At 71.5% G+C, this 21,749-nt stretch carries 19 protein-coding genes and 1 pseudogene; 9 read left to right on the forward strand and 11 right to left on the reverse strand.

Features of this window, described 5'->3' with window-relative positions:
- Window positions 1-39 precede the first annotated feature (39 nt).
- Window positions 40-3,102, forward strand: coding sequence for a trypsin-like peptidase domain-containing protein (locus ACZ4SA_RS30830; protein ID WP_468281027.1), 3,063 nt, complete (start codon window positions 40-42; stop codon window positions 3,100-3,102).
- Between the two features lies 1 nt (window position 3,103).
- Here ACZ4SA_RS30830 and ACZ4SA_RS30835 read toward each other — a convergent pair whose 3' ends face one another.
- Complete coding sequence (locus tag ACZ4SA_RS30835) at window positions 3,104-3,283, reverse strand: hypothetical protein (RefSeq protein WP_468281029.1); 180 nt, start codon at window positions 3,281-3,283, stop codon at window positions 3,104-3,106.
- Window positions 3,284-3,770: 487 nt separating this feature from the next.
- Between ACZ4SA_RS30835 and ACZ4SA_RS30840 the strand changes: the two genes are divergently transcribed.
- The 3 genes and pseudogenes from ACZ4SA_RS30840 to ACZ4SA_RS30850 all read left to right on the forward strand — a co-directional run.
- Entirely contained in the window at window positions 3,771-4,196 is a 426-nt protein-coding gene (locus ACZ4SA_RS30840; protein WP_468281031.1) for a preQ(1) synthase, read from the forward strand.
- Between the two features lie 92 nt (window positions 4,197-4,288).
- Window positions 4,289-4,984 carry a 7-cyano-7-deazaguanine synthase QueC gene (gene queC, locus ACZ4SA_RS30845; RefSeq protein WP_468281033.1) on the forward strand — a complete coding sequence of 232 codons (696 nt, stop codon included), beginning with the start codon at window positions 4,289-4,291 and terminating at the stop codon, window positions 4,982-4,984.
- A gap of 54 nt (window positions 4,985-5,038) precedes the next feature.
- Window positions 5,039-5,167: pseudogene (locus tag ACZ4SA_RS30850) on the forward strand (SHOCT domain-containing protein); the annotation flags it as partial.
- Window positions 5,168-5,253: 86 nt separating this feature from the next.
- Here ACZ4SA_RS30850 and ACZ4SA_RS30855 read toward each other — a convergent pair.
- Window positions 5,254-5,790 (reverse strand): ATP-binding protein, encoded by a 537-nt coding sequence (locus ACZ4SA_RS30855; protein WP_468281035.1) that lies wholly within the window; start codon window positions 5,788-5,790, stop codon window positions 5,254-5,256.
- 222 nt (window positions 5,791-6,012) lie between these two features.
- Window positions 6,013-6,336, reverse strand: a complete 324-nt coding sequence (locus ACZ4SA_RS30860; RefSeq protein ID WP_468281037.1) for a hypothetical protein — start codon at window positions 6,334-6,336, stop codon at window positions 6,013-6,015.
- 181 nt (window positions 6,337-6,517) lie between these two features.
- Between ACZ4SA_RS30860 and cds1 the strand changes: the two genes are divergently transcribed.
- Window positions 6,518-7,654: an L-cysteine desulfhydrase Cds1 gene (gene cds1, locus ACZ4SA_RS30865; RefSeq protein WP_468281039.1), complete on the forward strand. Its 1,137-nt coding sequence runs from the start codon at window positions 6,518-6,520 to the stop codon at window positions 7,652-7,654.
- A 75-nt stretch (window positions 7,655-7,729) separates the two neighbouring features.
- On the opposite strand, the gene ACZ4SA_RS30870 is transcribed toward cds1, so the two are convergent.
- From ACZ4SA_RS30870 to ACZ4SA_RS30880, 3 genes are all read right to left on the reverse strand, one after another.
- Window positions 7,730-8,212, reverse strand: coding sequence for an SRPBCC family protein (locus tag ACZ4SA_RS30870; RefSeq protein ID WP_468281041.1), 483 nt, complete (start codon window positions 8,210-8,212; stop codon window positions 7,730-7,732).
- A gap of 73 nt (window positions 8,213-8,285) precedes the next feature.
- The gene (locus tag ACZ4SA_RS30875) at window positions 8,286-8,795 is read right to left on the reverse strand and encodes an SRPBCC family protein (protein WP_468281043.1); all 510 of its coding nucleotides are present in this window, start codon (window positions 8,793-8,795) and stop codon (window positions 8,286-8,288) included.
- Between the two features lie 2 nt (window positions 8,796-8,797).
- Window positions 8,798-9,634 carry a DeoR/GlpR family DNA-binding transcription regulator gene (locus tag ACZ4SA_RS30880; RefSeq protein ID WP_468281045.1) on the reverse strand — a complete coding sequence of 279 codons (837 nt, stop codon included), beginning with the start codon at window positions 9,632-9,634 and terminating at the stop codon, window positions 8,798-8,800.
- Window positions 9,635-9,850: 216 nt separating this feature from the next.
- On the opposite strand from ACZ4SA_RS30880, the gene ACZ4SA_RS30885 reads away from it, so the two are divergent.
- A complete protein-coding gene (locus ACZ4SA_RS30885; RefSeq protein ID WP_468281047.1) occupies window positions 9,851-12,343 on the forward strand; it encodes a hypothetical protein in 2,493 nt (830 codons plus the stop codon).
- Here the strand turns inward: ACZ4SA_RS30885 and ACZ4SA_RS30890 are convergent.
- From ACZ4SA_RS30890 to ACZ4SA_RS30900, 3 genes are all read right to left on the reverse strand, one after another.
- Window positions 12,313-14,727, reverse strand: a complete 2,415-nt coding sequence (locus ACZ4SA_RS30890) for a right-handed parallel beta-helix repeat-containing protein (RefSeq protein WP_468281049.1) — start codon at window positions 14,725-14,727, stop codon at window positions 12,313-12,315. The genes ACZ4SA_RS30885 and ACZ4SA_RS30890 overlap by 31 nt on opposite strands.
- Before the next feature lie 162 nt (window positions 14,728-14,889).
- Window positions 14,890-15,483 (reverse strand): Rv1733c family protein, encoded by a 594-nt coding sequence (locus tag ACZ4SA_RS30895; protein ID WP_468281051.1) that lies wholly within the window; start codon window positions 15,481-15,483, stop codon window positions 14,890-14,892.
- A 343-nt stretch (window positions 15,484-15,826) separates the two neighbouring features.
- Window positions 15,827-16,282 carry a DUF6643 family protein gene (locus ACZ4SA_RS30900; protein WP_468281053.1) on the reverse strand — a complete coding sequence of 152 codons (456 nt, stop codon included), beginning with the start codon at window positions 16,280-16,282 and terminating at the stop codon, window positions 15,827-15,829.
- Window positions 16,283-16,533: 251 nt separating this feature from the next.
- Between ACZ4SA_RS30900 and ACZ4SA_RS30905 the strand changes: the two genes are divergently transcribed.
- Entirely contained in the window at window positions 16,534-17,799 is a 1,266-nt protein-coding gene (locus ACZ4SA_RS30905; protein WP_468281055.1) for a TerD family protein, read from the forward strand.
- A gap of 40 nt (window positions 17,800-17,839) precedes the next feature.
- Here ACZ4SA_RS30905 and ACZ4SA_RS30910 read toward each other — a convergent pair whose 3' ends face one another.
- The gene (locus ACZ4SA_RS30910) at window positions 17,840-19,012 is read right to left on the reverse strand and encodes a glycosyltransferase (protein ID WP_468281057.1); all 1,173 of its coding nucleotides are present in this window, start codon (window positions 19,010-19,012) and stop codon (window positions 17,840-17,842) included.
- Window positions 19,013-19,070: 58 nt separating this feature from the next.
- Between ACZ4SA_RS30910 and ACZ4SA_RS30915 the strand changes: the two genes are divergently transcribed.
- Window positions 19,071-19,868 carry a glutamate racemase gene (locus ACZ4SA_RS30915; RefSeq protein WP_468281059.1) on the forward strand — a complete coding sequence of 266 codons (798 nt, stop codon included), beginning with the start codon at window positions 19,071-19,073 and terminating at the stop codon, window positions 19,866-19,868.
- Between the two features lie 83 nt (window positions 19,869-19,951).
- Window positions 19,952-20,512: a hypothetical protein gene (locus ACZ4SA_RS30920; RefSeq protein ID WP_468281061.1), complete on the forward strand. Its 561-nt coding sequence runs from the start codon at window positions 19,952-19,954 to the stop codon at window positions 20,510-20,512.
- Window positions 20,513-20,617: 105 nt separating this feature from the next.
- On the opposite strand, the gene ACZ4SA_RS30925 is transcribed toward ACZ4SA_RS30920, so the two are convergent.
- Entirely contained in the window at window positions 20,618-21,649 is a 1,032-nt protein-coding gene (locus ACZ4SA_RS30925; protein WP_468281062.1) for an O-antigen ligase family protein, read from the reverse strand.
- Between the last annotated feature and the right edge of the window lie 100 nt (window positions 21,650-21,749).

Below are 21,749 nucleotides of genomic sequence, written 5' to 3' on the forward strand. Positions count from 1 at the left end.
GGAGAGCCGAACTCCGGATACCAGGTCAGACTGCAGAATGTGAGGCTCATTACCGTAAGAGTCGCTCTGCCCGACAGCGGGGAGACGTTGGGCAGCGGGGTGGCCATCGCCAGCCGAGGGCTCGTGGTCACCTGCCGCCACGTACTGGAGGCGGGCGGGCTGGACGTACGGGCGTCCGAGCCTCCGGAGGTCGACATTCACTTCCCGGCCGTGGATCACTGGAAGGCCGTCACCCGCCGGGCCAGGGTGGTCGCCTATTGCCAGGAAAACGACGACGACATCGTCTGCCTCATGACTGAGGCGCCGATCCCCAACAGCCGGGTGGCCGTACTCGGCGATGCCGCAGCATCTTCATGGAACGAGTTCATCGGCTACGGGTACCGCAGGCTGGGCAAGTACCAAGGGCTCCTCGCCCAGGGGACGATCATGGGCGAGATCGAGGCTCCGGAGGGCCACGCCCTGCTGAAGGAGCCCGTCCAGCTCCGGTCGTCGGGCATCGCCGAGGGCATGAGCGGAGCCCCGGTGCTCGACCGCGTGCGCAACCTGGTCGTCGGCATGGTCTCCGAGAAATGGGGCTCGTCGGGAGCGGCCGAGGACCGCGACACCGCCTGGGCGGTCAACGCCCACCTCGTCACCTTTCCGCCGTTCTCCCTGGTCATCCGGGCCGACCCGTTGCCGATGCAGCATGCGGAACCGCCGCAGATGGACGGCGAACTACTTCACAGGGTTCAGCTGCCGCGGTCCCACCGGCTGGAGGACGCGCCCGCCTTGCTGAACGAATGGGTGGGGCGTGAAGCGCTCCTCGCCGAGACCGAGCGGGTGGCGAACGACCCGGAGACCTTGGTCGTCGGGCTGATCGGGTTCGGTGGCGAGGGCAAGACCACCATCGCCCGCCAGTGGCTCGAAAGCCGGCGCAGAGCGGACCGGGTCAACGCCGACCAGGACGCGCAGCCGTCCCGCATCTTCTGGTGGACCTTCGCCGAACGCTCCGGGGCCGACGACTTCCTGGAAGCCGCGCTCGACTACGTCAGCGGCGGCCGGATCACCTCTGAGGACTGCGGCGACGGACGGGCCCGCGCCGAGATCATCGCCTCGCTGCTGAGCACCCAGCCGTACATCTTCGTGCTGGACGGGCTCGAAGCCGTCCAGGAGCAGCGCGGCGACCACTACGGGGCCGTACTCAGCCCGGATCTGCGGGATTTCCTCACCTTCTTCGCCACACCCGGCCACCCGTCCTTCTGCCTGATCACCTCGCGGGCACCGGTGGTCGACCTCATCTCCTTCGTGACCCACCGGCAGATCGACGTCCCCTCGCTCACCGCCCAGGCGGGCCGTGAACTCCTGGCAACGCTGGGGGTACGCGGCTCCGACGCGGCGCTGGAGCGGGTGGCCGACCAGTGGGGCGGGCACGCGCTCACTCTCAGCCTGATCGCGGCCTATCTGGTCAAGCGGTACGGAGGTGACGTGCGCCGGGTCGCCACCTTGCCGAGACCGGATCCGGACCTGCCCCGGGGGGAGCTGGTACGGCGCATCCTGAGCCAGTACGACGCGTGGCTCTCGGAGACCGAGCGCGAACTGCTCATCGGGTTCAGCGTCTTCCGCACCCCGGTGGGGGAGGAGGCTCTGGAGGCCGTGCTCCCGCAGAACGCGCAAAGCGTGCAGGACGTGCAGCAGGACGTGCAGGGCGTGCAGCAGGACGTGCAGTGCGGCTCGGCGCTGCCCGTCGCCCATGCCGCCGCACTGGTTCATCTCGTCGACGCCCGGGTGGTGCGGCGCGACCAGAGCGGCCGGCTCGGCACCCACCCCCTGATCCGCGACTACTACTACAAGTCGGCGCGCAGCAGCGTGGACCACACCAGCCTCCACGAGTGGGCCAAGCGCTACTACATGCGCATCGCCGACGCACGCACCGACCCCCCTGCCACACTCGAAGGCCTCGATCCGCTGATCGAGGCCGTCCATCACGCGTGCCGCTCCGGCGCGTACGCCGAGGCGTATCTGCTCATCACGGACCAGCTGTACGCAGGCGATCGAGGCCTGATCACCCGTGAACTCAGCGCGTACGACACGGTCCTGTCATGCTTCACCGACTTCTTCCCGCGGGGCGACTTCCGGCGCGAGCCCTTCACGGCCGGCGGCGACCCGGAGATGCGCGGCTGGGTCCTGCACGAGGTCGCCACCAGTTTCCAGATGCTGGGGCGGCTGTGGGACGCGGTGGCCGCACTGCGCCGGGCCGAGGCGGCCTTCCGCGGTCTCGGCCGCTACCACCAAGCTGCGGTCAGCTGCCAGAACCGGGTCGAACTGCACTTGGGGCTCGGGCAGTTGGCCGGCGCGGAGGAGGCCATCGAGAGCGCCTTCGAACTTGCCCGGCGGGCGGGCGACCGTGAGGACGAACTGGTCGCCGAGACCCTGAGCGGCACGCTGCACCACTATCGGGGCGACCACGACGCCGCGGAGGAAGCCTTCGCGTCCGCGCTGCGCCTGGCCCGGGAGTTCACCCCGATCCCCCTCCTGTACAGCTGGAGCGGCATCCATTACGCGGAACATCTGCGCACCACCGGACGGGCCGCGGCCGCGCACCGGGCCCTGGAGGCCAATCTGACCATCTGCCGACGGGCCGGCTGGACCGCCGACGAGGCCGCCTGCCTGATCGGACTGGGGGACCTGGCGCTGGACGAGGCGGGTCCGTGCCGCGGCGGTCCGGACAGCGACCCGCGCACCCCCGTCGAGACGGAGGCGCTGCAGCGGGCCCGGACACACTTCGAGGCGGCCCACGCCATTGCGCGCGGCATCACCCGCCGGGACGTGTTGATCGCTTCGCTGCTCGCGCGGTGCCGCCTGGCCGCGGCCACGGGCCGGTCCGCGAGCGCACGTGGGGACGCGGACCAGGCGCTGGCGATGGCGGGCAGCGGCGGATACCGGGTCGCGGAGGTGGACGCGCGGATCGCCCTGGCCCGTGTCTACCAGGACGTGAGCGACGAGGAGGCCGCCTGGGACGAGATCAGCCGAGCCTCCGAGGTGGCCCGGGAGATCGGCTACCGCCGGGGCGAGGAAGCCGCCCTGGCGGTGGAGAGCAGCCTCGAAGGCAATGGCTGGGCGTAGATCAGGCGTCGGCCGCGGTTTCGTCGCCCTCGGAGGCGTACGAGGAGAGTTCCCCCGCGAGCGAGTCCAGCAGGGCTGCCGGAATCCGGCCGTCCATGGCCGTTGTCTCCCGGTGGGGTACGGGCTCCGGCGGCTCTGCCGGCTCCTCGCCGGCCGGCCGGTCGTCCTGCGTTGATGTCATCGATCCGCTCCTCTCCGCGACCAGAGTGGGTCACCGCGTGACCATCATGCCGCCGCGTCCCGAACAGGGCACCCGATTCCCGAGGAAGTCGGGCCGGACACCCGCTTCGCGGCTACCCGGACCGAGCGCGGGTGTGGGCGGGCCGGCCGGCAGCGTTCGCTCAAGTGGCCTGGAAGCAAGGACTTCAGGGCCCCGAATTATGCTTCGCGATCGGACGGAGGGCTGTCAGGCGAGGGCCGCCGGACCGGAGCAGAGGCAGGGGGCTCGCCCGCGAATTCACCGGCCGCCCCCCTGCGTACCGCCAACCCGGTTCCCGCATGACTGCGCCCTGGCTGAGAACCGGTCACCCAACTAGACTCCAGGTGCGCTGAAGAGGACGGAGATTCTCCGGTGTCGCGCAGTGCCGGGGCGGTCGGCGGTGCAGACGGCCGCGCCGGGTGCTGTTCGAGATTCGCCATGCCATGGTGACGAGTTCAGGGGGGCAGGGATGAGTGACGAGGCGTCGACGTCGACGGTGACCGAGGGGCTTACTTTGCTGGGCCGGCCGGTGCGCGGCTCCATCGGGCCCGGGGCGATCGAGACGATCGCCAGCGTTCCGGGAATCAACGAGATCGCATTTGTCTCGAACGAATTAACCGCATTGTGCCCCATGACCGAGCAGCCCGACATCTATTCGATTCGCATTTCTTACAAACCTCGAGAGCGCGCAATCGAGCACAAATCGCTCAAGCTGTACCTCTTCGGGTTTCGCAATCGCGGCATATTTGCTGAACACCTCGCCGCGGAAGTCGCTGAAGACCTTGCTTCCGTCGTCGACGTGCCGGTGCGCGTCCAGGTCACCCAGCAGCCTCGTGGCGGACTTCGCCTGGAAGTGGATGCGGAAGGAACCCCACGGGCGGCCTCCTCGTCGTGAAGCGAGCCGGTGCACTCGTCGCCGACTCGAGCCAACAGCACTCTCCCACCGACATCCCGATCCCACTCGTCTCCCGCAGAGGTGGAGAGCGCATGGACCGTCCCGCGATCGTGCTGCTCAGTGGCGGCCTCGACTCGACCACTGTGCTGGCCATTGCCAAGAGCCGAGGCTTCATGCCGTACGCGCTGAGCTTTCAGTACGGCCAACGGCACGGCATCGAACTCGAGGCAGCGAAGCGCGTCGCCGAGGCACAGAACGTGGCACGCCACATCATCGCCGGTATCGATCTGCGAGTCTTCGGAGGATCCGCGCTCACCGACGAGATGGCCGTACCGAAGCACGACAGCGTGGACGAGCTCGAGAACTCCAGTGTGCCCATCACCTATGTGCCGGCCCGCAACACCATCTTCCTGTCTTTCGCCCTGGCCTACGCGGAGGTCGTCGGGGCCGCCGACATCTTCACCGGGGTGACCGCCGTGGACTACAGCGGCTACCCGGACTGCCGGCCTGAGTACATGGACGCGTTCGCCAAGATGGCCAACCTCGCCACGCGGGCCGGGGTCGAGGGCAGTCAGGAGCTGAAGCTGCACTCGCCGCTCATTGCGATGTCCAAGGCGGACATCATCCGCGAGGGGCTGAGGCTCGGCGTCGACTACTCACTCACCCACAGCTGCTACGACCCGGACGAGCTTGGCCGCGCGTGCCGTGAATGCGACACCTGCCTGCTGCGGCTCAGGGGATTCGCCGAGGCCCGCTTGGAGGACCCGGTGCGATATCAGGACGCCTGAAATCATCCTTTCCCCAGTCTCGATCGTTCATGAGTCCTCGTCGGTGCGTTGACGGGCCGCGGGCAGGGCGGCCGTCCGGCGATCTCCGAGAGTTCGCCGATCGCCGTACTGGGCCGCCGCTTCGCTGCCGGCGAGACGGACGAGGGGGAGTACTGGCGCCTGCTGTCCGTCCTCGACCAGCAGTGTCGGCCGCGTCTCCAGGGACGCTGCGGCATGACTCGCGAGTCGCGCCAATCGCGCCGAGCAGCGGGCGCGCCGCGCCCGCTGCGTCAGCCGGCGACGGCCGGCCGGGCGGAAGCCGGCTCCGTCTCCGGTACGACCAGTACGGCCGCGGCCTCCGGAGCACCGGCGAAGGGGCCGATGGTCGTCGCCCCGTACACCGCCCGGTACGCGGGCAGCGTCACGGCGGGCGACGAGGCGGGGAGCGTGAACCAGACGACCTTGCCCGTGTCGCCCTGGGGCCGGGCGCCCCAGCTCTCGCTCATGGCAGCCACCAGCGCGAGACCGCGCCCCGATGTGGCGGACATGCCCGGATCGCGCACGGTCGGCAGCCGCGGGTCGTGGTCGTGAACGGAGACCGTGAGCCGGTCGAGCAGCAGCTCGACGTCCACGGTGCACATCTTGTCCGGCTGGGCATGCCGGTGGACATTGGTCAGCAACTCGGTGACGCCCAGCGCGGCATGGTCGATCAGAGGATCGAGATGCCAGTAGCGCAGTTGCGCCGAAATGATTCTGCGGACCTGACCGATCCGCGACGGCAGGGCCTGGAGCTCCACCGTGCAGTGCCTGCTTGGCTGGCTGATCACGGCTGCGACTCCCCGAAATAGTCCGGAAGAAGACGAGAAATGCGATCCAGCAGTCGGCCGACCTGCTGATCAGACCGGCGGGACTGGATCTCAGCGTGACCGCCGGCGAACCCTGAGTGATGTGGAACCAGCGTGAACCATCGCCCCATGCCCCGCAACTCACGGAGCCCGTACGGGCGTCGTCAGTGCTCCTGCGTGCTCCTGCGTGCTCCTGCGTGCTGCTCAGCGCTCCGAGCCGCCCGCGCCGCGGACCGCTTCCAGGAATCGCCCGGCCAGCGCCCGCCCCTCGGGCCGCCTGCTGCGCTGGCCCATCGTCAGGCGGTACCGCTTGCCGTTCAGCGTCGCCACCGTGCTGTCGTCACCGGCGAACCACGGCCTGCCCGCGGTCACCGCCCGCACGGGCGCGCTCTCGATGACGCGGCCGTAGCTGGTCATCAGTGCCAGCCTGCCGTCCTTGATCAGCACCTGGCCGGCCCGGGTGAGCGAGCGGGGCCAGCGCTCGATCCGCACACCCGTGGCGCTGAAATCCGGCTCTGCCATGGCCATCGTTTCCGCCCCCTTCGCAGCGACTCTCCTGGAAGTGTGCACAACTCGCGCCGCACATACCAGTACACCTGCTGCCGCTCGGCCACAAGCGACGCCTATGGACACTCAAAGCGAACGTTTACGCAGGTGAGGGGCTTACTGTTGCAAGTGGCGACAGAGTCGGCACAACGAAGGGAACGCGATGGACAGCACGGCGGACCGGACCGCACCGGGCAGGGCGGTCGCGACCGCCGACGTGGACCGCAGCGATCCGCACTACCGGGCTTGGCTCAAAGAGGCCGTACGCAAGGTCCAGGCGGACGCCAACCGCTCCGCCGACACCCACCTGTTGCGCTTCCCGCTGCCGGAGGAGTGGGGGATCGACCTCTACCTCAAGGACGAGTCCACCCACCCCACCGGCAGCCTCAAACACCGGCTCGCCCGCTCGCTGTTCCTGTACGGCCTGTGCAACGGCTGGATCAGACCCGGCAAGCCCGTCATCGAGGCGTCCAGCGGTTCGACGGCCGTGTCCGAGGCGTACTTCGCGAAGCTGATCGGTGTCCCCTTCGTCGCCGTCATGCCACGCACCACGAGCTCCGAGAAGATCCGGCTGATCGAGTTCCACGGCGGTCAGTGCCACTTCGTCGACGACTCGCGGAAGATGTACGAGGAGTCCGCGGCGCTCGCCGACCGGACCGGCGGCCACTACATGGACCAGTTCACCTACGCCGAGCGGGCCACCGACTGGCGCGGTAACAACAACATCGCGGAATCGATCTACCAGCAGCTTCGGCTCGAGCGCTATCCGGAGCCCACCTGGATCGTCGCCACGGCAGGCACCGGAGGCACCTCGGCGACCATCGCCCGCTATGTGCACTACATGCAGCACGACACCCGCATCTGCGTCCCCGACCCGGAGAACTCCTGCTTCTTCGACGGCTGGACGCACGCCGACCCGCACGCCGCCAGCGACTGCGGCTCCCGCATCGAGGGCATCGGCCGGCCCCGTATGGAGCCGAGCTTCGTGCCGGGCGCGATCGACCGGATGATGAAGGTGCCCGACGCCGCCAGCGTCGCCGCCGTGCGGGCCCTCGAAGGCGCCATCGGGCGCAAGGCGGGCGGCTCGACCGGCACCGGACTCTGGAGCGCGCTGAAGGTCGTGGCCGAGATGGTGGCCGCGGGGGAGCGGGGGAGTGTGGTCACCCTGATCTGCGACCCGGGCGACCGCTACCTCGACAAGTACTACTCCGACGGCTGGCTCGCCGAGCAGGGGCTCGACATCCGCCCGTACACGGCGGCGATCGAGCAGTTCCTCGCCACCGGCGACTGGCATTGCTGACGGTCGGGGCGGTCTGCTGACGGTCCGGGGCGGTCCGGGCCGCCTTGTCGGCGGTGAGCGCCTGGCAGCCGCGGGTCAGCGGTCGGCGGAGTGAGTCAGTCCGCGGTCCAGGTTGCGCACGGCGTCCCTGAAGGCGCGGCCGAGACCCGGGCGGCCGAGCCGCAGCGCGAGCCGCAGCGGCGCCGGCCCGTCCGCGGCGAACGTCCACTGCACCCGTGCGCCCGTCGCGGTCGGCGTGATCCGCCACTCCTCCAGCAGCGCCCGCAGACCGGGGGCGTTGGTCTGGTCCACACGGTACGCGTAGCGGGTGTCCGGCTCCCTGGCCAGGATCGTCTCCGTGAACACGGTGCCTCCCTTCAGCCGGATCTCCCGGCCCGTGCCCGCACCGGTGGACCGGGCCGCGGTGACGGCGGTGAACCAGCCGGGCCAGCCGGCGACGTCGTCGGCGAGTGCCGCGTACAGCGCCTGCGGCGAGGCGGAGACCTGCGCGGAGAAGACCAGGCGCAGGGGGGCGCTCTCCACGAACTCCAGCTCCACTAGGCGGAGTTGACGTGCCATGGGATCGTACCTCCAGCGGCGGGCGAGGGGTGGGCCCGCAACCATAGCCGTGGCGCGGCCCGATGTCCGCCCCTCAGCGGGTGCATCCCGAGCCGAGCAGGCCGTCGAGCGCGCGGCCGAACACCCGCCTGCCCACTCGCGCGACCAGCGGGTCGAACAGCCCGGGTACCAGCGGGAGTCGCAGCTCCTCCACCCACAGCACCACCGAGCCGGGGCCCTTCGGGTACACCGAGATCTCGGCCCAGCCCGTGATCACCCGGCCGCGCTTCTCCAGGCGGCAGCGGCCCGGCCGGCCGGGCGAGGGCGATTCCCAGAGCACGACCTCCATCGGGTCGTCGAAGCCGAACCGGCCCAGCGCGCTGCGTGCCACGACCACCGTGCCCACACCGGTGCTCCGCCCCCTCCTGAGGGTTCCGGCGTTCAGCCCGGCCTCGCTCGCCAACGTCCTGTTCGCGGTGGCCGGCGCCGTCACCGAGATCGCGGTCAGCGGCATCTGCGCCGCGTGCGCCGGCCAGTCGGTGACCCGCCGCCAGCACTCCTCGGCAGGCAGCGCGGTGACCCTGCCGATACGGAAGACGCTCACGCCTAACCGCCCGCGGCTTCCGGTTCACCCGCCACCACAACACCGGTCAGATGCTCCGCGATCTCCTCGCGGGCCGCGGCCGGCAGCCCCGAATCGGTCACCAGGGTGTCCACCTCGGCGAGCTCCGCGAACGAACTGAGGCCCACCGTCCCCCACTTGGTGTGGTCGGCGACCACCACCACGCGGCGCGCGGCCTGCACCAGATGGCGGTTGGTCTCGGCCTCCGCCAGATTCGGCGTGGACAGGCCGGCCTCCACCGAGATGCCGTGCACACCGAGGAAGAGCACATCGAAGTGGAGCGAGCGGATCGCCTGGTCCGCCACCGGCCCCACCAGCGAGTCCGACGGCGTGCGTACCCCCCCGGTGAGGACCACCGTCGCGGCGCCCGGACGCCGACCGCCCGGCGAGCCCGCCCGCTGCGCCGAGTGGAACACGTCAGCCACCCGCACCGAGTTGGTGACGACCGTGAGGTCCGGAACCTCCAGCAGATGGTGCGCCAGGGCGTACGTCGTCGTGCCGCCGGACAGTGCGATCGCGCTGCCGGGCACCGCCAGCCGGGCCGCCGCCCGTCCGATGTCCTCCTTGGCGCTCAACTCCAGTGCCGACTTGGCCTCGAACCCCGGCTCGTGCGTGCTCGCCTCGACCACCGGCACCGCCCCGCCGTGCACCTTCTCGACCACGCCCTGGCGCGCGAGGGCGTCCAGGTCCCGGCGCACGGTCATGTCGGAGACGTTGAGCCTGCGGGTGAGCTCGTTGACCCGGACCCCGCCGCGCCTGCGGACCTCGTCGAGGATCAGAGCACGCCGCTGCTCCGCGAGGAGGTTCTGGTTGTCGCTCACCGCTCGGGCCGGTCCTTCCTTGTCGTCGGCAGTCCAGGCCGCCGTTCAGGCCCTGGTGGCCAAGGCTTCTCATCCTCGCACGCGTATTGCCGGGCGGGCTCGGGGAGATTCCTTGAGAGCGGTGCCGCGAACCGTCGTGATCCGCAATTCTGGTCACGAACCGCCTCCCGGCCGATTCCCGGTCGGTACCCGGTCCCGAGAGAGGGAGTCACCCCTGTGTCCCCTGCCACCCCGGCGCCGCGAAGCGGCGGGCCCGCGCTCGAGCTGCTCGTTCACGGCGTCGGCGGAGCCACCCCGCAGGACATGCTCGGTGATCCCCGTACGGTGCGGATAACCGGTGACGAGAAGGCCGCCGTGTACCGCCGCACCGACGACGCGGAGGCCGAGAGCCGCCCGCAGGAGTACCTGGACCGGCCGATCCCGGAAGCGTACTGCTGGTCCAACCTCACCTCGGGCAACGGCGCCCGTGCTCTGTGGCTGCTTCTGCTGCCGTTCATGGTGGTCAACCTCGCGCACTGGATGCGGCCCAGGGCCAAGGGGAAGCGCAGGACCACCCGGCTCTACGGGGCGCTGGTGCGGCTGGTCGCGCTCAGTCTGACCGTGCTTCTCACTGCAGCGGCCTGCGAAGTCGCGCTCGACCTGCTGGCCTGGCAGTGCGCCGGGTCCCCGCAGTGCAGCGGCGAGCGGTCCTGGCTCGGCTTCATGTCGAGCGCCCAGGGGGGCTGGTGGTCGCAGCCGGGGAGGCGCCTGGCGCTCGCCGCTGTGATCCCGGCAGCGCTGGTCGGGCTGCTCTGGTACCTCTCCAACCGGACCTGGAGCGCGTACGAGTCCCAGCGTCCGCCGACCGGTGACGACGCAGTGGTCGTGGACGTCCACACGGACACGGATGACGACGGGGACCTGGATTTCGACGGGGGCACCGGCGGGACCGGCGCCCCGGACGGCCGGGACGACTTCGGGCAGGTGAGCTGCGGTCCCCACACCACCGGGCCGCCGAAGCCGCACGTACGGCCCGCGCTCGGCAGGCCCGGTTTCTGGTACGGCCGCAGGCTCGTCGCCCGGCTGCGTGCCGCCCACACTGCTGCCGGCCTCCTCACCGTCGCGGCCGCAGTCGCCGGTGCCGCCGCCCGCCACGACCGGGCCGCCGATGACGCATTACTGAAGATCTGCGGCGTGCTCCTCGAGGGCGCCCTCGTCGTCGGAGCGGCGGCCGTGCTGTGGGTGGTCGTCCGCCGCGGCCGCAGCGAGCGGCGGATCGACGCACGCCTCGACCGCGCAGCCGCCCGCTGTCTGCCGGGCGCCGCGCTGGTATTGCTCCTCCTGGCCGTGCTCTACGCCTCCTGGTCGCGGCCGGGCTGGGCCTCGAGCGCCACCCTTCCCGGCGACGTCACCTTCCGGGTCATCGTCCTCGCCCAGGGCGGCCTCGTGGTCGCACTCGCCGTCACCGCCCGGATACTGCATCGTTACGCCCGCCATCCGCGCACCGTGCTCTACGGACTCGGCGGGCCGGCCGTCGCCATGCTCGCCTGCGCCCTGGGCGGGGTGATGACCGGCGGGGTCGCCCAGCGCGTCGCGGACTGGCTCGACGGGCCCGGCACACCCGGCATGGACGGGGAGGGCACCATCCCCGGGCCCCCGGTGCTGCTCAGCTGGCAGGCGTCGGTCATTCCCGTGCTGCTCCTCGTCCTGCTGATTCCCGCGCTGGCGCTGGCCGTACGGACATGGCTCGCCGCCCGCCGCCTCGCTCCGACGGTCGAGGCCGAGTACTTCGACGGGGAACCCGACGAAGGCCGCCGCGACGCCGTCCGCACGCGGCGGATCGCGGGAACCCGAGCCCGCGCCGCCCTCACCGATGCCGCGCCGCTGATGGCCGGTGTGGTCTCGGGCGCCACGCTGCTGCTCGGAGCCGGGGCCGTCGGCGGCGCGTGGCTGAGCGGCGAGGTGCCGGGACGGTCGTTCGGCCACGGCGGCCCCGCGGAGTCGGCCGCGGAGACCGCCCAGGCGCTGGGATCCTGGCTGGTCGGCTTCGGCTTCATACTGTTCGTCACCATGGGCCGCCGCGCCTATCGCGACGCCTCCGCGCGCCGCACCATCGGCATCCTGTGGGACGTCGGCACCTTCTGGCCGCGGGCCGCGCACCCCTTCGCGCCGCCCTGCTACGCCGAGCGGGCCGTCCCCGACCTGACCTGGCGCATGTGCACCTGGACCGCGCGCACCGGAGGCCGGCTCGTGATCTCGGGTCACTCACAGGGCAGTGTGCTGGCCGCGGCGGCCGTGTGGCAGCTGCCCGCGGCAACTCGCAAGCGGGTGGCCTTACTGACGTACGGGTCGCCTCTGGAACGCCTCTACGGCCGCTGGTTCCCCGCCTACTTCGGGCCCAAGGCCCTGCTGGAACTCAGCGGCGAACTGGACTGCTGGCGCAATCTGTGGCGGCGTACCGACCCGATCGGCGGGCCGGTGCTGATCCCCTCGGACCGGCATCGGGCCGCCGGTGGCTGCGAGGACCCGGCCGACGTCGACCGGGAGGCGCTCAAGGACCCCGTCGTGTACGGGCGTTCGGAGCGGCACCCGCTTCCGGAGCCGATCCTCGGGCACTCGGACTACCAGGCCGACCCGTTGTTCGCACAGGAACGGGCAGACCTGCTCGAGAGGCTCACGCCGGTCGTCCCCCGGCAGACTCAGGGCAGTTCCGGCAGGTCGTCCGAGTAGAGCAGGGTGAGGTCGTCGGTGCTCACCTCTGCGAGCTCGGCGACCCGCCCTGCATGCCGCTCCACCATCGACTCGAACGTCTGGCGCGCGGTGCGGCCGTTGCCGAAGGCGGGCCCCTTGGGCAGCACGGTGAAGTACTTCAGCAGCGCCTCCGGCGTGCCCTCTGCGAGCCGGTACTCGTGCTCCTCCGCCTGCTGCTCCACGATCCGCAGCAGCTCCTCCGGGTCGTAGTCGCTGAAGGTGATGGTCCGTGAGAAACGGGACGCCACACCCGGGTTGACCGCGAGGAAGCGCTCCATCTCCGCCGTGTACCCGGCCACGATGACCACGACGGCGTCCCGGTGGTCCTCCATCAGCTTCACCAGCGTGTCGATGGCCTCCTTGCCGAAGTCCCGCCCCGAGTCCTCCGGCGACAGCGCGTACGCCTCGTCGATGAACAGCACACCGCCCCGCGCCCGGTCGAACGCCTCCTGGGTGCGAATGGCGGTGGAGCCGATGTGCTCACCCACCAGATCCACACGCGAGACCTCGACGAGATGGCCGCGCTCCAGGACACCGAGCGAGGCGAGGATCTCGCCGTACAGCCGGGCGACCGTCGTCTTGCCCGTGCCGGGCGATCCGGTGAAGACCAGATGCCGGCGGACCGAGGCGGCCTTGAGCCCCGCCTCCTGGCGGCGCCGGCCAACCTCGATCATGTTCGTGAGCGTACGGACCTCGCGCTTGACACTGTCGAGCCCCACCAGCGCGTCCAGTTCGCCGAGCACGGCACCCGGGTCGCGCGCCGGATCCGCCGACACGTCCTGCGGGACAGGTGCCGCCGGCTGGGCGCTCTGCGCCGGGACGGCCGACAGCAGACCGGGCGACGTCGTCGCCGTCATGACGGCCGTCGCCGCCTCCGCGCCCTGACGCGCCACCCCGCTCTCGTCGCTGGTGCAGTCCTCGACGACCGGGCCGTCCTCCTCGCCGAACTCGTAACCGCCGCGGGAGCAGCGCTCGGTGCGGCAGCGGCTCAGCGTCGTACGACAGCCGTCCATCACATGGAAGCCGTAACCACCGCTGCCGGTGACCCGGCAGCCGCGGAACGTGCCACGGCCCTCCGCCGACACATAAAAACCGGCCTCCGCAGGCGACGTGATGGTGCAGCGCTCGATCAGCGGGTCCGCGCCCTTGGTGACGATCACGCCGGTCTGGGCGGCGTCGACGGTACAGCCGTTCAGCGTGCCGCCGCTGCCGTGATCGCGGAACCAGGCACCGGTGGAGACCTCGCGGATACGGCAGTCGTCGAGCTGCGCCGTCGCGCCGTCGCTCACCGACACTGCCGTGTTGCGGACCTGCGAGAGGTCGCTGTCGACGACGTCCACGCGCGAGCCGCGGTCCAGGACGAACAGTGCGTCGGGCACGTCATGGACGCGGCACGCGTCGAGTACGGCCGTCGCGCCGTCGCTGATCCAGACCGCCGGGTAGTCGCCCGTACTGTCCTGGATCTCGCACTGGTTGGCGTCCACGCGCGTCCCGGGATCCCACACGGACAGGCCGTTGCGCCCGAAGCGGCGCACCTTGGAGCGGGTCAGGGTGAGAACCGACCGGGATCGCAGGTCGATCGCGTTCTCCGGGATGTCGTGGATGTCGCTGTCCGAGAGCGTGAGTACCGCGTCCGTGTCGAGGGTGATGCCGTCGGCCGAAGTACGGTGCACCGAGGAGTCGGTGAGGTGGGCCGCGGCGCGCGACGCGATCTGGACACCGGTGCCCTTGATTTCGTACACCTCGCAGCCGATGGCCTCCAGGCCGCTGCCCTCGCCGGTGACGGTCAGGCCGGCGCCCGAGGCATGGTGCACCCGGCAGCGCTCCAGCCGGGGATGGGCACCGCCGTGCACGGATACGCCGGACTGACCGGCCGCCACCACCTCGCACTCCTCGAACACCCCTCCCGCGCCCTCCAGTACGGCGATGCCGACGCCCGCCGGGTTGTCGACGGTGCAACGGCGTACGGTGGGCCGGGCGCCGCCGCGCACTTCGAGGCCCACGGCGGAGCGGGTGACGATCCGCAGGTCCGAGAGCTCGGGTGTGCCGTCCTCGACGAGCAGCGCGGGCGCGGCCGAGTCCTGGCCCTCCACATGCAGGTCCCGTACGACGGCGGAGGCGCGCACGGTCAGCGGCACACCGTCCACAGGGGCGATACGCACCGATCCGACCGCCCCTTCCGGCCCGCGCAGGGTGACCGCACGCCGGACCACCAGATTCTCGCGGTATGTACCGGGGGCCACGGTGAGGATGTCGCCGTCGCCGGCGGCCTCGAGAGCAGCGGCGAGGGAGGCGTACTCGCCTGTGCGGCGCCGCCACCGCGATGTGCCGGTGTGCGTCACCTGGACCGTGCCCTGTGCCATCGTGCTGCCTTGCCCCCACCTCGTGATCCGTGCACCGTCGCGTCGCTCAGGGGGACGCCACCCCCAGTTCCCGTCCGGCATCACGGCCGGACAGGCCTGGCCCCGAAGGGGTCGCACCACCGTAGCGCGCGCGGCCCGCGGGAGTTGACGGGATGCGGCAGGTCAGCTTCCCGCGCCGGTTCGGCCCCAGTCCGGTCCCACGGCGGCCCAGGCCCGGTCCAGTGCGGCGTGTCTGTGGCGCTCGAGCCGCCACAGGACCAGCCTTCTGGCACATTCGACGAGCACACCCCAGGCCATGGAGGCACCGACACCCGCGAGTACGGCATGCACCTCGACCGTGGCCATGTCCATGGGGCGGGGAACCACTCGGCCGTAATCGTCCGTCCACAGGGGGAACGTGTCCCCGGGGCCGGCTGTCCGCAGTGCGGTGGTGACCGTGCCGGTGCGGGTGCTTCCGTCAGGGGCGGTCCATCTGGCCTGGACCGCTCTGCGCTCCTCGTTGACCGCGGTCTCGGTGTCGAAGGCGACGGACCGCGGGGCGGATGCGGCCCCGATGACGGTGGCGGTTGTGGCATGGCGCTGCAGGCGCTGCACACGGACCGACTGACGCAGCGACTCCTCCGTCAGCGCGCCGGTGATCCACCCGACGGCGGGCCCGGCCGTGACGATGAGCACGGCGGCGGTCAGCGCCAGCCATGCCTCGAACAGATCGGTCGCACGGCGCAGGGGATTGCGGCGCCAGCGCCATGGGCCCATGGCTGCACGCACTGTCCGCACCCCCTTCCCACCTCGGTGATGGCCCGCTTCGGCACGGCATACGCACGGGTGGGGTGAAGAGAGAGGAACGTCACCCCCGGCAGCCGTCTCCGCGATGTGTCCGACGAGCCTGCCACCGCGATCGGTTCCCGTGCGTCGAAGCACGTCCCGAACCGGGCGAAACGGCATGGTCGGCCACGCGCGGAGCCGACCCGGAGGTCGCTCTGCGTGATCATGGAACGAGTGATGAAACGTGGTCGGCATCCCGGTGCCGAACGGATCGAGCCGGCGGCCCGGCCGCATCCCCCGCGCAGGGAGCGCTGTTGGGACGGGCCGCCCGCGCTCAGTACCCCCGGCCCTGGTACGGGCGGTAGTACGGATCCTCGTAGGGTGCCGGAGTCGGGGCGGGGCGGGGTGTCGCCGGCCGCATGGCCTCGTACCCGGTCGCGGCCGGCCGTTGCGGCTGGGGCTGCTGGTACTGCTGGCCGGGGTAGCCGCGGGGAGCGGCCTGCTGCGGGATGTACGGTGCCGGCGCCTGCTGCAGTGGCACGGGCTGCTGCATCTGCTGCTGTGGATAGCCGTAGGCGGGAGCGGACGGGGAGGGGGCCGCCGGGAGCGCGGGGAGCGCCGACGGCAGTGCCGGCAGATAGCTGTTGCCGGTGTCGTAGGCGGCAGGGACTCGGATCGGGGCGATCTGAGGGGTGCCCCGCTCCGCGACCAGGGAGTCGTAGATGGGGGTGTCGGGAAACGCCGGCGCGGAGTAGTAACCGCCGCCGTAGGTGGCGCGGGGGGAGGTCATGGCACATAAGTTAAGCCCACGATGTGCTGGTTGGGGAGCCCGATAAGAGGGTTGTTTCGGCAGCTGTGAGTGACCGGGGATCACCAATGTGAGCGAACTTGGTTAAAACGGTCCCCCTGATGTCGCGAGATCGTGTAAAGGGCAAGCTGAGAGAGGGTTACCGACGGGTCGGCCCACCTGCGAGGGACGTATGCCGAATAGGTTGACGATGAATGAATTTCCGGGCGCACTGATTCGCGATGGGGGCGAGCATGTCCATGCTTAAGGGAGCCAACACTCCGGTGCAGGCGCAGCGCGTGCGCGTCGAGTTGGGATGGCGTACGGGCCCGGGGGTGCCGGACGTCGACGCGTCGGCCCTTCTCCTGGCGTCCGGCAAGGTCCGCTCGGACAGCGACTTCGTGTTCTACAACCAGCCCTCGCACGCTTCCGGTGCCGTACGGCACGAAGGGAAACGCACAGGCGCGGACGCCGTGACCGACGTCGTCACGGTCGACCTCGACCGGATCGAAGGCGAGATCGAGCGGGTCGTGCTCGCCGCCTCGGCCGACGGGGGCGCCTTCGGGCAGGTCCCCGGCCTCCACATCAGGGTGCTCGACGCCGGGTCCGGCGCCGAGATCGCCAGGTACGACAGCCAGGACGCCACCGTCGAGGCCGCCTTCGTACTCGGCGAGCTCTACCGCCGCCAGGGAGCGTGGAAGTTCCGCGCCGTGGGCCAGGGTTACGGGACCGGACTCGAGGGCCTCGCCACGGACTTCGGCATCACGGTCGACGAGCCCCAGCAGATGACCGCCGCTCCGGCCCCCGCTGCCGCTTCTGCGCCGGCCCCTGCTGCTGTCGCTCCACCCCCGCCGTCGGCGCCGCCTGCTGCTCCGCCGGCGCCGGTGCGTCTGACCAAGGTGACGCTGACCAAGGAGACGCCGAGCGTCTCCCTGACCAAGCAGGGCGGCACCTCCGGCGCGTTGCGCGTCAACCTCAGCTGGCAGGTGCGCAAGCAGTTCCAGGGCTGGGGCGCCAAGCTGGGCCGCGCCGTCGCGATGCACGGAGACCTCGACCTCGACCTGTGCGCCCTCTACGAACTCTCCGACGGCCGCAAGGGAGTGGTCCAGGCCCTCGGCAATGCCTTCGGCGCGCTGGACCGGCCTCCGTACATCCACCTCGACGGAGACGACCGCACCGGCGGCACCCCGGGCGAGAACCTCACCGTCAACCTCGACCACCGGCAGGCCATCCGTCGCGTCGTCATCTTCGTGACAATCTACGAAGGCGCCCGCAGCTTCGCCGACCTCGACGCGAGGGTGACCCTCCAGCCGCAGCACGGTGCGGCCATCGACTTCTCTCTCGGCGAGTGCAGTGTCCCTTCCACGGTCTGCGCGCTCGCCCTCATCACCAACACCGGCTCCGACCTGGTCGTCCAGCGCGAGGCCCGCTTCCTGGTCCCCGAACGCGGGGTCAGCCCCCAGCGCACCATCGACTACGCCTACGGCTGGGGCATGAACTGGACCCCCGGCCGCAAGTAGTCCTCACCGGTCGCGCCCGACCGGTAGCCGCGCCGCCCGACTACCGGTCGGGCGCGGCCTCCGGTCGGGCGTACGTTCGCCCCTTCCAGGCGACGCCCCGGCCCCGGTAGTGCTGTACCGCGGAGTCCACCGTCATCAGGAGGTAGAGCACGGCGGTGAACGGGAGCGTGAGGGCCAGCAGCGGCGGTTGCCGGTAGTAGCGGAGCATCGGCAGGTACGTCCCGGTCATCACGGCCCACGCCAGACCCCCCGCCCACGCGGCCGCCGGGTCGTGCGCCCAAAGCCCTGCGCCCAGCGCCACTGGCGGAGCGAGATACACGAGCGCCAGCCCGGCCACGGTCCCGGCCAGCAGCGGCGGGCTGTGCTGCAGTTGCGCGTAGGCGCTGCGCGACACCATCCGCCACAGGTCCGCGAGCCCTGGATACGGACGCACACTGTCCACCCGGTCGGCGAGCCCGAGCCAGATCCTGCCGCCCGCACGGCGCACGGCGTGCGCCAGGGAGACATCGTCGATCACCGCATGGCGGATCGAGTGGGGAACGTCCGCCCGCGCTGCGGTCCCGGTGCGCAGGAGGACGCAGCCGCCGGCCGCGGCCGCCGTCCTCCCGCAGGGTCTGTTGACCCACCGGAACGGATAGAGCTGGGAGAAGAAGTAGACGAACGCCGGCACCACCAGCCGTTCCCAGCCGCTCGCCACGCGCAGCCGCGCCATCTGCGACACCAGATCCAGGTCTCCGGTCCGCGCGGCGGCGACCAACTCGCGCAGACTGTCCGGCCGGTGAGCGATGTCGGCGTCGGTCAGCAGCAGATACTCCGGCTCGCCCGTCCTCGCGACAGCCATCCCGTGCCGCAGCGCCCACAGCTTCCCGGTCCAGCCGTGCTCCGGCTCGCCCGGTGTCACGACCCGCAGGGGAAGGCCTCCGTGCCGTTCGGCGAGCGACCGGGCCAGGGCGCCCGTTCCATCCGTGCTGTTGTCGTCGACGAGGACGATCTCCGCACGCCCCGGGTAGACCTGAGCGAGCAGGGAGGGCAGGCTCAGCGGCAGCACCTCGGCCTCGTCGCGAGCGGGGACCACCACGGCGACATCCGGCCAGTGCGCGGGGACGCCGCGGTGCGGCAGACGCTGGTCGGTCCGCCAGAACAGCCCCTGGCCCAGCAGCAGCCATGTCCAGGCGGTCAGCGATCCCACGGCGATCCAGGCAAGGGCGCTCATTGGCCGCAGTCTGCCCCACGCCGGACGGGCCGTGGTGGCGGTCGACTATGGTGACCGGGTGAAGATCGCGCTCATGGACTCCGGTATCGGCCTGCTCCCGGCGGCGGCTGCGGTACGGCGACTGCGGCCCGACGCCGATCTGGTCCTCTCCTGTGACCCTGACGGCATGCCCTGGGGCCCGCGTACGCCGGACGACCTCACCGAGCGCGCGCTGGCCGTGGCCCGCGCGGCAGCCGCACACCGCCCCGACGCGCTGATCGTCGCCTGCAACACGGCGTCCGTGCACGCGCTGCCCGCGCTGCGAGCGGAGCTGGAGCCGGCGCTTCCGGTGATCGGGACCGTCCCGGCGATCAAGCCGTCCGCCGCCGGCGGCGGCCCGGTCGCCATCTGGGCCACGCCGGCGACCACGGGCAGCCCCTACCAGCGCGGGCTCATCGAGGAGTTCGCCGCCTCCGCCGACGTGACCGAGGTTCCCTGCCCCGGCCTCGCCGATGCCGTGGAGCAGGCGGACGAGAGCGCGATCGACCGGGCGGTGGCCGCGGCCGCCGCGCTCACGCCGCGCGACCTGCGGGCCCTCGTCCTGGGCTGCACCCACTACGAACTGGTCGCCGAGCGCATCCGGGCCGCGGTCACACAGCACGACCGCCCGTCCGGCCTGGCGCCGATCGCCCTGTACGGCTCCGCCGGTGCCGTGGCTGCTCAGGCGCTGCGCAGGATCGGGTTGTCGCCCGCGCCCGACGCGGTGCCGAGCAGTCGCCTGACGGTCCTGCTGAGCGGGACGGAATCCACCCTTCCGGTGGAGGCGCTGAACTACGCCGAAGGCCGCTTGCTACCGGCCGTGACGCCGGTGCCCTGACGCGCGGGCCGGTCGTTTTCGCCCGATTCGACCCGCTGGGCACAGCAGTGCTCGATCTGCGGATGGTGGGTACTGTCCTAGGCATGAGGCACCACTTCCGCCACGAGGGGCGCAGCTCGGAGCCCCTTCCAGAGGTCTGGACCGGCCGGGCGACCAACCGCACGCAGTGGGTCCTCGCGGTGGCGGGTGCGGCTTGTCTGACGCTCGGCGTCAAACTGGCCGTCGACGCCACATGGACCACGGGCGTCGCCGCGCTGCTGATGGCAGTGATCGGATGCGTCGCGGCTGGCCTGATGATTCTCTACGGCACGCTCGCCTTCGTGCACGTGACGGTCAAGGTCGACAAGGACGCGCTGGACGTGCGCTGCGGCCACATGGGAGTGCCGCGACGGCACATCCCCCTCAGCCATGTGGCCAGCGCCGATTTCGTCCCCAGGGTGACGCCCCGGCAGTGGGGCGGCTGGGGCTGCCGCTGGCGCCCCGAGCAGGGCACCGCGGTGGTCGTGCGTCGAGGCGAAGGCCTCGTGGTCACCCTCGAGGACGGCGGGAAGTTCACGGTCACCGTCGACGACGCGGCGGCAGCGGTACGGGTCATCCGGGCCAGGCTCAGTCACATGGAGACGGACGGGGCCACCAAGGCCTGACGGCCGTGTCGCCGCGCTGTCCGTGGCCGGGGGCCCGGGCGGGCCGTCCGCCTACGGCGACTGCCCCTCGCTGTCCGTGGCCGGGGCCCCGGGCGGGCCGTCCGCCTACGGCGACTGCCCCTCGCTGTGCGCACGCGCGGTCGCCAGACCGGCAAGCAGTCCGGCCCCGGCCGTGACCGGCGCGAAGCTCAGCACGTTGCCGACGCAGGCGAGAACCGCCACCGCCGTGAGAGCGGCCCCGGCGCTCAGCACCACAGGCGTGGGACGAGGTGAGCGCCACAGCCCGTACAGGACCCAGCAGAAGGCCGCGCCGAGCAGCGCCACCCCGACAACGCCCTGCTCGGCGGCCTGCTGAAGCGGTGCCGAGTGCGGCTTGCCGTCGGAGCCGGGATACCGGCCGGCCGTGGGGCTCAGCCTGCCGAAGCGGGCCGGGCCCACGCCCCGAACCGGGTCCCCCTTCGTCAGGGTGATCGTGTCCCGCCACAGCGCCACCCTGTTCTGCGTGAGCGGCGCCTCGACCGACGTGGCGACGCCTGCCGGGAGCACGTCCTCGGCGACCGCCCACGACCCGCCGGCCGCCACGGCCACCACCAGCGCGAGGCAGGCGAGCGCGCCGGTGCGCCGGCGCGCCCTGGACGCGGCCAGTGAGCAGAGCAGTACGACCGGACAGACCACCGACGCCGCCGCCGACCCCAGGATCAGTGCTGCACCGACCCCGGCCGTCGCGAGAAGCCACGCCGCGGACCGGGCGCCGGAGGTGCCTGCAGCCGCCGCCGCGCAGCACGCCGCGCCCGTGGCCAGTACCAGGAGCGCGGCGGCAGCGCCCGAGTGCCCCACAGCCGTTCCGGCGTCGGCGGTGGCTCCCGGCACACCGTCCTGAGAGGCCACAGCCAGAACGAGGGCACCCAGCGCGGCGACCGCCGGGGCACCGACCGGGAACAGCGACCCGAGAATCCGGCCGCAGGCGTACCCGGCGGTGACGGCGAAAACGGCGAGCAGCACGCCCTCCGGTCTGCCCTCCTGCCCGGCCGCGCTGACCAGCGACCACACGGCGCAGCCGCCCAGGACGGCGACCCCCGCCGCATCGGAGCCGCTGCCACGCTCCCGGCCCACGCGCAGCCCACTCGTCGCACCCATCCGGTCGACCCCCCGACTGTGACGGGCCCCGTGCGCGGCCGTCACGAGCGGGCGGCCGGGGCCGGCAACCGCAACGGAGCAGCCGAACGCCGGAACCGAC

It is taken from the genome of Streptomyces sp. NPDC027962 (genome assembly GCF_055566095.1).

What these genes read in the sequence shown, in the direction of transcription:
- cds1 (WP_468281039.1), top strand. Translation starts at nt 6,518, where the DNA reads ATGGACAGCACGGCGGACCGGACCGCACCGGGCAGGGCGGTCGCGACC.
- ACZ4SA_RS30925 (WP_468281062.1), bottom strand. Translation starts at nt 21,649, where the DNA reads ATGGGTGCGACGAGTGGGCTGCGCGTGGGCCGGGAGCGTGGCAGCGGC.
- ACZ4SA_RS30920 (WP_468281061.1), top strand. Translation starts at nt 19,952, where the DNA reads ATGAGGCACCACTTCCGCCACGAGGGGCGCAGCTCGGAGCCCCTTCCA.
- ACZ4SA_RS30835 (WP_468281029.1), bottom strand. Translation starts at nt 3,283, where the DNA reads ATGACATCAACGCAGGACGACCGGCCGGCCGGCGAGGAGCCGGCAGAG.
- ACZ4SA_RS30890 (WP_468281049.1), bottom strand. Translation starts at nt 14,727, where the DNA reads ATGGCACAGGGCACGGTCCAGGTGACGCACACCGGCACATCGCGGTGG.
- ACZ4SA_RS30870 (WP_468281041.1), bottom strand. Translation starts at nt 8,212, where the DNA reads ATGGCACGTCAACTCCGCCTAGTGGAGCTGGAGTTCGTGGAGAGCGCC.
- ACZ4SA_RS30905 (WP_468281055.1), top strand. Translation starts at nt 16,534, where the DNA reads ATGTCCATGCTTAAGGGAGCCAACACTCCGGTGCAGGCGCAGCGCGTG.
- ACZ4SA_RS30900 (WP_468281053.1), bottom strand. Translation starts at nt 16,282, where the DNA reads ATGACCTCCCCCCGCGCCACCTACGGCGGCGGTTACTACTCCGCGCCG.
- ACZ4SA_RS30895 (WP_468281051.1), bottom strand. Translation starts at nt 15,483, where the DNA reads ATGGGCCCATGGCGCTGGCGCCGCAATCCCCTGCGCCGTGCGACCGAT.
- ACZ4SA_RS30860 (WP_468281037.1), bottom strand. Translation starts at nt 6,336, where the DNA reads ATGGCCATGGCAGAGCCGGATTTCAGCGCCACGGGTGTGCGGATCGAG.
- ACZ4SA_RS30910 (WP_468281057.1), bottom strand. Translation starts at nt 19,012, where the DNA reads ATGAGCGCCCTTGCCTGGATCGCCGTGGGATCGCTGACCGCCTGGACA.
- queC (WP_468281033.1), top strand. Translation starts at nt 4,289, where the DNA reads ATGGACCGTCCCGCGATCGTGCTGCTCAGTGGCGGCCTCGACTCGACC.
- ACZ4SA_RS30840 (WP_468281031.1), top strand. Translation starts at nt 3,771, where the DNA reads ATGAGTGACGAGGCGTCGACGTCGACGGTGACCGAGGGGCTTACTTTG.